Origin of the sequence: Rhodococcus sp. (in: high G+C Gram-positive bacteria), assembly GCF_049591685.1 — a bacterium.
GTDB lineage: Bacteria > Actinomycetota > Actinomycetes > Mycobacteriales > Mycobacteriaceae > Rhodococcoides.
The window spans coordinates 1-10,238 of sequence record NZ_JBAWFH010000227.1 but is presented as its reverse complement, the minus strand read 5'-3'; the positions used below and the strand labels follow the sequence as shown (position 1 = coordinate 10,238).

Sequence of the window (10,238 nt, the reverse complement as noted above, 5' to 3'; positions counted from 1 at the left end):
CTCGTTGGTCATCGTCAGCGCGCGGGTGGGGCACGCTTCTATGCACAGGCCGCACCCGATGCAGCGCAGGTAGTTGATCTGGTACACCTGCCCGTACCGTTCGCCGGGCGAGTAGCGCTCCTCGTCGGTGTTGTCGGCTCCCTCGACGTAGATCGCATCGGCCGGACAGGCCCAGGCGCACAACTCGCAGCCGATGCACTTTTCCAATCCGTCGGCGTAGCGGTTGAGTTGGTGGCGCCCGTGGTACCGCGGCGCAGTCGGGACCTTGTCCTCGGGATAGAACTCGGTCACCGGCTTTTTGAACATCGTCGCGAACGTGACACCGAAACCCGCTATCGGGCCGAGAAATTCAGGCATCGCTGCGCTCCTTCACGTCGGGCTGTGGTGTGTGTCCTGGATCGGTCCGGTTTGGTGGCACCTGTCCTGGCATGGGCGGCACGGGAAATCCTCCGGCCATCGGATCGAACGGCGGAGGCGGCGCCGCCGCGACGCGATCGTCGGCTTCCGGCGCCCGCTTCGATCTGCGTCGCAACCACAGCGCTGCTGCCACCGCCACGATCGCACTCCCGACCACGAGCACCACGGCGATCGACGAGTAGCCCTCGATCCTGAAGGCGCGGACGGTCGCGACCAGCAATATCCAGACGAGCGAGATCGGAATGAGTACCTTCCACCCGAGGCTCATGAACTGGTCGTACCGGAGGCGGGGGAGCGTTGCGCGCAGCCAGATGAAGACGAACAGGAAACCCCACACCTTGAGGGTGAACCACAGGACGGGCCACCATCCGGAATCCGCGCCGTCCCACAGGCTTATCGGGAACGGGGCGTGCCAACCTCCGAGGAAGAGTGTGGTGGCCAGCGCGGACACCGTGACCATGTTGACGTACTCGGCGAGCATGAACATCGCGAAGTTGAGCGAAGAGTATTCGGTGTGGAAGCCGCCGACCAGTTCGCCCTCGGCTTCCGGGAGGTCGAACGGCGCCCTGTTGGTCTCGCCGACCATCGAGGTCACGTAGATGACGAACGACGGGAAGAGAAGGAAGACGTACCAGGTGTTCGACTGCGCCGCAACGATCCCCGAGGTCGACATCGTCCCGGCGTACAGGAAGACGGCCGTGAAGGACAGGCCCATCGCGATCTCGTAGGAGATGACCTGAGCTGTCGATCGCAGTCCACCGAGAAGCGGATACGTCGACCCCGATGCCCACCCCGCGAGCACTATTCCGTACACCCCGACGGAGGTGACGGCGAGGATGTAGAGCACTGCGACGGGCATGTCGGTGAGCTGCAGTGGAGTGCGGTGGCCGAGAATCGACACTTCCGGACCGAACGGAACGACGGCGAAGGCCATGAACGCGGGAACCGCCGCGATGACGGGTGCCATCAGATAGATCGGCTTGTCCACGCCCTTCGGGACGATTCCCTCTTTCAGCGCGAGTTTCACTCCGTCGGCGAGGCTCTGCAACATTCCGCCCGGGCCGACTCGGTTTGGTCCGACGCGCATCTGCATGCGTGCCATCACTTTTCGCTCCGCGAGGATCGCCACGAGCGGGGTCAGTATCAGGAAGACGAAGATTGCAATCGCCTTTGCGACCACCAGCCACCACGGGTCCGTTCCGAATCCGGGGATCACGGGATCGACCTCTGTTCTACCGGCGCTCGGTTCGGCGCAGGCGCGATGGTCACGATCGCGCCGTTGCCGACGCCGAGTGCCGCACCGACGTCGGATCCCGGTGAGCGACGTGGGAGCCAGACCACGCGGTCCGGAATCACGGTCACCGCGAGGGGCAGAGTGATCGCACCCCGGGCGGAACCGACGGTCACGGGGTGCCCGTCCACAGCGCCGATCTCGTCGGCGGTTGCAGTGGAAATACGAACGACGGGTGATCGCGCGGTGCCGGCGAGGTGTGGTTCCCCGTCCTGCATCCGGCCCGAGTCGAGAAGCATGCGCCACGTACCGAGCACGGCTTCTCCGCAGCCGGGGGATGCCGCCGGCTGCGGCGACGTGGTCGGGGGCTCGACGCGAAACCCGGACCACAGCGGGAGCGTCATCATCTCGCGGCGAGTGGTGGCAACGTCCTCGAGCCCGAGTGCGAAGCCCATTTCCGCGGCGAGGGCGTGCAGAACCCGTCCGTCGGTGAGCGATCGGGTGCCGACCACCGCCGCGTCGAACTCTCGTCCTCGCCCCTCCCAGTCGACGAAGGTTCCGGCTTTCTCGGTGACGGGGGCGACGGGGAAGACGACGTCGGCCATCTCGGTGACGTCGCTGTGGCGGATCTCGAGGCTGACGACGAACGACGCACGCCGCAAGGACTCCCGAGCACCTGCAGGATCGCGTAGGTCGGCGAGTTCGACGCCGCCGATCACCGCCGCTGCGCCTGCCGCCGAAGCGCGGATCATGTCCGACGTGTCGAGTCCAACGCCGTCTGGAATATCGTCGACGTTCCAGTGACGCGCGATCTCGGCACGGGCGTCGGCGTCGACGACAGGTCGGCCGCCGGGAAGCAGGGTGCCGAGGGCGCCCGCGTCCAGGGCTCCGCGATCGCCGGCCCGGCGGGGGATCCAGGCGATTTCCGCCCCTGACCTGTGTGCGAGTCGAAGAACGGCGGACAGTGCGCCCGGGCTTTCCGCCGATCGTTCACCGACGAGAACGATGGCGCCGGGAGCGATGTCGTCGATGCCGTCGAGTGCGCGGGCCTCGTCTCCCGGGAAGCAGGGTACGAGTCGGGCGTTCAGCTTGGCGACGCCCGCCGACGCGTACGGGGCGATGGCGCGCACGACGGTGCGTCCGGCGCGGACGGCCTTGCGCAGCCGCAGGAAGACGATCGGCGACTCCTCCTCCGGCTCGAAGCCGACGATCACCACTTCGGGTGCCTGTTCGAGTCGGGCGTAGCTGACGGTGATGCCGCTGCCGGCGACGACTCCGGTGAGAAACTGCGTCTCCTCGGCGCTGTGCTCTCGTGCACGGAAGTCGATGTTGTTCGTGCCGAGCGCAATTCGAGCGAACTTGGAGTACGCGTACGCATCTTCGGCGGTCGATCGGCCACCGACGAGGACGCCCACGTCGGAGCCCGCCGATGTCAGCCCTCGGGCGGCGACCGCCATGGCTTCCGACCACGATGCGGGTGCCAGCGCCCCGTCGGCCCCGCGAACGAGGGGAGTGGTCACGCGGTCACGCTCGGTGGCGTATGCGAAAGCCCACCTGCCTTTGTCGCAATTCCACTCCTCGTTGACGGCGGGGTCGTCTCCGGCGAGTCGACGCAGAACTTTTCCGCGGCGGTGGTCCGTACGCTGACCGCATCCGCTGGCGCAGTGCTCGCACGCGCTGGGCGTCGACACCAGATCGTAGGGTCGGGCGCGGAATCGATATGCCGCGCCGGTCAACGCCCCGACCGGGCACACCTGAACGGTGTTGCCGGAGAAATACGATTCGAACGGTTCGGCCTCGTAGATGCCCACCTGCTGCAGCGCGCCACGCTCGAGGAGTTCGATGAACGGGTCACCCGCGATCTGGTTCGAGAACCGGGTGCACCGGGCGCAGAGCACACACCGTTCCCGGTCGAGCAACACCTCGGACGACAGCGGTATCGGCTTGGGATAGGTGCGCTTGTCCTCGACGAACCGTGACTCCGATCGACCGGCCGACATCGCTTGGTTTTGCAGGGGACATTCGCCGCCCTTGTCGCACACCGGGCAGTCGAGGGGATGGTTGATCAACAGCAGTTCCATGACACCCTTTTGCGCCTTGGCTGCAACGGGTGAACTCAGCTGTGTGCGAATCACCATGCCCTCGGTGACCGTGGTGGTGCACGAGGCGAGCGGCTTGCGCTGGCCTTCGACTTCGACGAGGCATTGACGGCAGGCGCCCACCGGTTCGAGTAGTGGATGGTCGCAGAAACGCGGAATCTGTATGCCCTGCAGCTCGGCGGCCCGGATGACGAGAGTGCCCTGCGGCACCGCCACCTCGATGCCGTCGATGGTCACTGTGACGGTGTTCGTTCGGGATTCGATACTCATGCGGTCAGCTCTCCCGCCATCAGTGTGGAACGGTGTGGGTCGAACGGGCACGGTGCCTCGATGTGTGCTGCGTACTCGTCGCGGAAGTGCTTCAGCGAGGAAGTGATCGGGCTGACGGCGCCATCGCCCAGCGCGCAGAACGACTTGCCCGCAATGGTGTCGGCGATGTCGAGCAAAGTGTCCAGGTCACCTGCGGTGCCGCGGCCGGTCTCGAGGCGCTCGTAGATACGAACCAGCCAGTAAGTACCCTCCCGGCACGGCGTGCACTTGCCGCACGACTCGTGCGCGTAGAACTCGGTCCAGCGCCGCACCGCGCGAACCACGCACGTGGTGTCGTCGAAGATCTGCAAAGCTTTGGTGCCGAGCATCGACCCGGCCGCCCCGACTCCCTCGTAGTCGAGAGCGACGTCGAGGTGCTCGTCGGTGAAGATCGGCGTCGACGACCCACCGGGCGTCCAGAACTTGAGGGTGTGACCGGACCGAACTCCGCCCGCGTAGCCCAACAATTCGCGCAGGGTGACTCCCAATGGCGCCTCGTACTGACCGGGTCGGGTGACGTGACCCGAAAGCGAGTAGAGCGTGAAGCCGGGTGATTTCTCGGTGCCCATCGACCGAAACCAATCGACGCCGTTGCGGAGAATCGACGGCACACTCGCGATGGACTCGACGTTGTTGACGACGGTCGGGCAGGCGTACAAGCCCGCGACTGCCGGAAACGGTGGACGCAGACGGGGTTGCCCGCGACGGCCCTCGAGCGAATCGAGTTGGGCCGTTTCCTCGCCGCAGATGTATGCACCCGCACCGGCGTGAACCACGACGTCCAGGTCGAAGCCGCTGCCCAGGATATCGGCTCCGAGGTAGCCCGCTGCGTATGCCTCCTGCACTGCTGCCTGCACCCGACGCAGCACGGGCACGACTTCACCCCGCAGATAGATGTACGCCCGGTGGGCACGAATTGCGTACGCGGCGATCAGAATTCCTTCGACCAGCACCTGCGGAGTCGCCAGCAACAGCGGCATGTCCTTGCACGTCCCCGGTTCGGACTCGTCGGCGTTGACCACCAGGTAGTGCGGCTTACCGTCACCCTGCGGAATAAAACTCCACTTCATGCCGGTGGGAAACCCGGCTCCACCGCGCCCGCGCAGGCCGGAGTCCTTGACCGTCGCGATGACGTCGTCCTCCGGCATGGTCAGTGCGCGCCGGGCGCCCTCGTACCCTCCGTGTCGCTCGTAGGTTTCGAGCGTCCACGATTCGGGGTCGTCCCAATAGCTGCTCAGCACAGGCGTCAACGGCACCTCAGTCCCCTTTCCCGGGCGGTACGGCTTCGTTCGGTGCGGGCGCAGGCTTGTCTCTCGCATGCTCTGCGGCATTCGCCTCCGGCGATCCGAGCGGGGCGGCACCGGCGTCGGTCGGTCCGAGCGCGAACGGCGCCGTCATTCCGGCGTCGCGTGCAACCCGCAGACCCGCCAGGGTGGGGTCACCCGGTGTTCCGCCCGCTTCGACCGCGCCGAGACGCTCGTCGGGAAAGCCGGCGAGAAGTCGCTCGGTTTCCCTGAAGGTGCACAGCGAGGCACCGCGGGTCGGGACGACTTCTCGGCCGGCGCGGAGATCGTCCACCAGCGACCGCGCCGTTTCGGGCGTCTGATTGTCGAAGAATTCCCAGTTGACCATCACCACGGGCGCGTAATCGCACGCCGCATTGCATTCGAGGTGCGTCAGGGTGATGCGATTCTCGCGCGGGTCGACGTGCTCGCGAAGAGCGTCGTAGATCGCGTCCCCGCCCATGACGGCACACAGCGTGTTGGTGCAGACCCCGAGAAGATAGTCGCCTGTCGGCTCACGCCGGTACATCGAATAGAACGTCGCAACGGCGGTCACCTCGGCACCGGTCAAGCCCAGCGTGTCGGCGCAGAACTCGATACCGGTGGGCGAAACGTATCCGTCCACGGACTGCACGAGGTGCAGTAGCGGCAGTAACGCCGATCGGGCCATCTGCGGATCCGGAGCCGACGGCGGTGAATAGCGGGCGACGATCGTCTCGGCGTCCGCATCGAGCCGGGCGCGGATGTGGTCGGGGTACGGATCGGGCCGAACGCCGAGTTGCAGGAACACTCGCTCGCTCATCGGTCGACACCTCCCATGACGGGGTCGATGCTGGCGACAGCGGCGATGACGTCGGCAACCATGCCTCCCTCGCATGTCGCTGCCACGGCCTGCAGATTGGTGAACGACGGATCGCGATAGTGCACCCGGAACGGCCGGGTGCCGCCGTCACTCACCATGTGAACGCCCAGCTCACCGCGCGGTGATTCGACGGCGACGTACACCTGGCCTGCGGGAACGCGGAAGCCTTCGGTGACCAATTTGAAGTGGTGGATGAGGGATTCCATCGAGGTGTCCATGATGTCGCGTACGTGCTGCTGCGAGTTGCCCATGCCGTCCGGTCCGACGGCCAGGTCGGCGGGCCAGGCGATCTTCTTGTCGTCCACCATGACGGGGCCGGGACGCAGACGGTCGAGGCACTGCTCGACGATCTTCAGCGATTCCTTCATCTCCGCCACTCGAATGACGTAGCGGCCGTAGGCGTCACAGCCCGTATCGGTGCAGACGTCGAACTCGTACGTCTCGTACCCGCAGTACGGTTGCGTGACGCGGAGGTCGTGCGGAAGACCGGTCGATCGCAGCATCGGTCCGGTGATCCCGAGCGCCATGCATCCGGTGAGGTCGAGGTACCCGATCCCCTGGGTGCGTGCCTTCCAGATCTTGTTGTCATCCAGAAGATTCGACATGTCTTCGAGCCGCGCCGGAAGCGTTTTCAGCAACTCGGCGACCTTCCCCGCGGCGTCGTCGGGGAGGTCCTGGGCCAGGCCGCCGGGGCGGATGTACGCGTGGTTCATACGAAGCCCGGTGATCGTCTCGAAGACGTCGAGAATCAGTTCACGCTCCCGGAAGCCGAACAGCATGGCCGTGACCGCGCCCAACTCCATGCCTCCGGTCGCCAAGGCAACGAGGTGCGAGGAGATGCGGTTGAGCTCCATCAGCATCACCCGCACGACGGTCGCGCGCTCGGGGATGTCGTCGGTGATGTCGAGTAGCTTCTCGACGCCGAGGCAGTAGGCGGTCTCGTTGAAGAACGGTGACAGATAGTCCATCCTCGTCACGAAGGTGACGCCCTGCGTCCAGTTGCGGAATTCGAGGTTCTTCTCGATCCCCGTGTGCAGGTAGCCGATCCCACACCTGGCTTCGGTGACGGTCTCTGCCTCGATCTCGAGAATCAGTCGGAGGACGCCGTGTGTCGACGGGTGTTGCGGTCCCATGTTGACCACGATGCGTTCTTCGGAGGCATCGGCCGACTTCTCCGCCGCCGCAGCGACGACATCGTCCCAGTCCTGGCCGGACACCGTGAACGACTTCTCGTGTCCTGCGATGTCGGTCATCAGTTGTAGTCCCGTCGTCGATCGGGGGGAGGAATGGTCGCGCCCTTGTACTCGACGGGAATCCCCCCGAGTGGGTAGTCCTTGCGCTGTGGGTGTCCGACCCAGTCGTCGGGCATTTGAATTCGAGTCAGCGATGGGTGGCCGTCGAACTGGATACCGAAGAAGTCGTACGTCTCCCGTTCGTGCCAATCGTTGGTCGGATACACGCCGACGAGGCTGGGAATGTGCGGGTCCGATTCCGGCACCGACACTTCGAGTCGAATCCGCCGATTGTGGGTGATCGACAGCAGGGGATAGGCGGCGTGCAATTCGCGCCCCTCGTCGAGCGGATAGTGCACCCCGTTGACGCCCAGGCACAGCTCGAATCGAAGAGCGGGATCGTTGCGCAGTGCTGTGGCGACGGGTTGCAAATGTTCCCGGCGTACGTGCAGCGTGAGCTCGTCGCGAAACACCACCACGGTTTCGATGGCCTCGTCGAACGACAGGTCGGCGTCCCCCAGCGCGTCCGCGAGTTGGTCTGCGAGAGAGTCGAACCAGCCTCCGTAGGGTCGTTTCGCAGCGTTCTGCACGACCGTCGGCCGGACGAGGTTTCCATATCCCGACGTGTCGCCGCTACCCCGAACTCCGAACATTCCGCGTCGATTGGCCGTCACCGCAGCAACCCCTTCAACTCGATCGTCGGCCGTGACTGCAATGCGGCAGCCTCCGCGGCGCGGGCAACCTTCTCCCGATCGGCGCCGAGGGGCATCTCCTGGATCTTCTCGTGCAGTTTGAGAATGGCGTCGAGGAGCATTTCAGGTCGGGGCGGGCAGCCGGGCAGATAGATGTCGACGGGGACGACATGGTCTACGCCCTGCACGATGGCGTAGTTGTTGAACATTCCCCCCGAGGACGCACACACTCCCATCGCCAGAACCCATTTCGGTTCGGCCATCTGGTCGTAGATCTGCCGCAGCACCGGTGCCATCTTCTGGCTGACGCGTCCCGCGACGATCATCAGGTCCGCTTGCCGGGGCGACGCGCGAAACGCTTCCATCCCGAAGCGCGCGATGTCGAACCGGCCGGAACTGGTCGCCATCATCTCTATTGCGCAGCAGGCGAGTCCGAACGTTGCCGGCCACAGCGATCCCTTCCGGACGTAGCCGGCGAGACCTTCCACCGTGCTCAGCAGAAAGCCGCTCGGCAGCTTCTCCTCGAGACCCATGTGACGACCCTTCCCAATTTGCAGTGTTGTGACGCGTGGGAGTGTCAATCCCAGCTGAGCCCGCCTCGGCGCCACTCGTAGGCGTACGCGACAGCGGCGCTGACGACGAACATCCCCATTGCCAGCAGACCGAAGATTCCGAGCGCGTCGAAATGCACGGCCCAGGGATAGAGGAAGACGATTTCGATGTCGAAAATGATGAACAGCATGGCGGTGAGGTAGAACTTCACCGGATATCTGCCGGCCCCCATGGGCTGCGCAGTTGGTTCGATGCCGCACTCGTAGGCGTCGAGCTTCGCGCGGTTGTATCGCTTGGGGCCCACCACGGACGCGATGACCACGGACACGAGGGCGAAAACGACGGCGACAGCACCCAGAACAAGGATGGGGATGTACTCGTTCATCGATTCACCTCTCCGCGCCTGCCTTGTGGGCATCCCTGGAGCTCCGTCGGCCAAGAGGTCCTTAGCCAATAGAAAAATGTGAGCTGAAGCACAGCCTACTAGTGCGATGCCCCGGCGTGTCTCGGTTTTCACGCGGTGAAGTCGGCGTGTCCTCGAGAAAGTTGATCTTGCATCGCGCCCGGTCGGTTCGACTCGGAAACGGTGGCGATGAACGTCTTTCGCTCAGCCCCGTATGGGTCGGCGCGCGAGGAGCGCAGTGACGGCTTGGGTGAGAACGAAGGGATCGAGCGGTTGTGACACCGCGGCCTCGGCGCCGGACCAGTCGGCCAACCAGCGGTCGTCCGGCCGGGCCGTGAGCACGACGATCGGCGGACAGTTCTCGATCTCGTCCTTCAATTGTTTGGCGACTCCCATGCCGCCGGCCGGCGTGGCCTCACCATCGAGGATCGCGAGGTCGATTCCGCCCGCGTCCAGGTAGTGGATGACCATCGGCTCGCTCGCAACTTCGAGGTACTCGAAGGGTGGAAGGTTCTCGTCGGGGCGGGTGCCGATCGCGGAGGTGACGTCGGCGCGCGTGAGCGCATTACTGCTGTAGACGAGGATGCGCAGCGGTGCGGTCACGTCAGCGATGCTACGTCTCCGGCACCCGACGCACAGGTGATTCGCAGGGGTCGGAGCACCGGCGTCACGGCCGGTACGGCGGGTGTCGGTCTGCCGGGCCGACTGCTTCCGGCAACGATTTCCGGCGACCCCGAACGCCCCGACGTTCCATTTGCCATCAATGTGTAACGAATATCGTCGATGGATTGATAGACATTTCAACTCCGGGGAGGTGTCGCGCCCCCCCGACTCGGTACCGCCCCGGAGCCATGAAAACACAGCGCCCTGAAAACACAGCGCCCTGAAAACACAGCGCCCTGAAAACAGAGCGCCCAGAACGCCGCGTCCTGACCCCAACAGCCGTCGAAGGAAGCTCATGGCCGACAACGCGACAGAACGGTTCCCCCGCGGGGATGGTCTCACCGACGACGTGCTCACCCACTTCGGCGTGAGCAGGCAGGTCTTCGTGCGCCGGCTGCGCGAGATCTTGCTGAAGAATCCGCCCGAGGGCCTCGACGACGTCGACGTCGCTTATCTTCTCGCGACCTGTTCCTGAGTCTTCGACGATCTGATTCC

General features: G+C 65.0%; 11 protein-coding genes. 1 reads left to right on the top strand and 10 read right to left on the bottom strand.

Annotated features, from left to right (window positions below):
* The 10 genes from nuoI to WBQ44_RS09535 form a co-directional block, all read right to left on the bottom strand.
* Window positions 1–357, bottom strand: a 357-nt coding sequence (gene nuoI / locus WBQ44_RS09580) for an NADH-quinone oxidoreductase subunit NuoI (RefSeq protein WP_495566470.1), incomplete at its 3' end; no start/stop codon positions are given.
* A complete protein-coding gene (nuoH, locus tag WBQ44_RS09575) occupies window positions 350–1,633 on the bottom strand; it encodes an NADH-quinone oxidoreductase subunit NuoH (RefSeq protein WP_495566469.1) in 1,284 nt (427 codons plus the stop codon). The genes nuoH and nuoI, both read right to left, overlap by 8 nt.
* Window positions 1,630–4,017 (bottom strand): NADH-quinone oxidoreductase subunit G, encoded by a 2,388-nt coding sequence (locus tag WBQ44_RS09570; RefSeq protein WP_495566468.1) that lies wholly within the window; start codon window positions 4,015–4,017, stop codon window positions 1,630–1,632. The genes nuoH and WBQ44_RS09570 overlap by 4 nt, the downstream gene beginning before the upstream one ends.
* On the bottom strand, window positions 4,014–5,312 hold the full coding sequence (gene nuoF / locus WBQ44_RS09565; RefSeq protein WP_495566467.1) for an NADH-quinone oxidoreductase subunit NuoF: 1,299 nt from the start codon (window positions 5,310–5,312) through the stop codon (window positions 4,014–4,016). The genes WBQ44_RS09570 and nuoF overlap by 4 nt, the downstream gene beginning before the upstream one ends.
* 1 nt (window position 5,313) lies before the next feature.
* Window positions 5,314–6,141, bottom strand: coding sequence for an NADH-quinone oxidoreductase subunit NuoE (gene nuoE, locus WBQ44_RS09560; RefSeq protein ID WP_495566466.1), 828 nt, complete (start codon window positions 6,139–6,141; stop codon window positions 5,314–5,316).
* The gene (gene nuoD, locus WBQ44_RS09555) at window positions 6,138–7,454 is read right to left on the bottom strand and encodes an NADH dehydrogenase (quinone) subunit D (protein WP_495566465.1); all 1,317 of its coding nucleotides are present in this window, start codon (window positions 7,452–7,454) and stop codon (window positions 6,138–6,140) included. Before nuoD ends, nuoE begins: the two co-directional genes overlap by 4 nt.
* Complete coding sequence (locus WBQ44_RS09550; RefSeq protein WP_495566471.1) at window positions 7,454–8,086, bottom strand: NADH-quinone oxidoreductase subunit C; 633 nt, start codon at window positions 8,084–8,086, stop codon at window positions 7,454–7,456. The genes nuoD and WBQ44_RS09550 overlap by 1 nt, the downstream gene beginning before the upstream one ends.
* A gap of 17 nt (window positions 8,087–8,103) precedes the next feature.
* Window positions 8,104–8,658 (bottom strand): NuoB/complex I 20 kDa subunit family protein, encoded by a 555-nt coding sequence (locus WBQ44_RS09545; RefSeq protein WP_495566464.1) that lies wholly within the window; start codon window positions 8,656–8,658, stop codon window positions 8,104–8,106.
* Window positions 8,659–8,702: 44 nt separating this feature from the next.
* Window positions 8,703–9,062: an NADH-quinone oxidoreductase subunit A gene (locus tag WBQ44_RS09540; RefSeq protein ID WP_495566463.1), complete on the bottom strand. Its 360-nt coding sequence runs from the start codon at window positions 9,060–9,062 to the stop codon at window positions 8,703–8,705.
* 222 nt (window positions 9,063–9,284) lie between these two features.
* Window positions 9,285–9,683 (bottom strand): response regulator transcription factor, encoded by a 399-nt coding sequence (locus WBQ44_RS09535; RefSeq protein WP_495566462.1) that lies wholly within the window; start codon window positions 9,681–9,683, stop codon window positions 9,285–9,287.
* Window positions 9,684–10,038: 355 nt separating this feature from the next.
* Here WBQ44_RS09535 and WBQ44_RS09530 point away from each other — a divergent pair, with 355 nt between their 5' ends.
* On the top strand, window positions 10,039–10,218 hold the full coding sequence (locus tag WBQ44_RS09530; RefSeq protein WP_495566461.1) for a hypothetical protein: 180 nt from the start codon (window positions 10,039–10,041) through the stop codon (window positions 10,216–10,218).
* The last annotated feature ends 20 nt before the right edge of the window (window positions 10,219–10,238 follow it).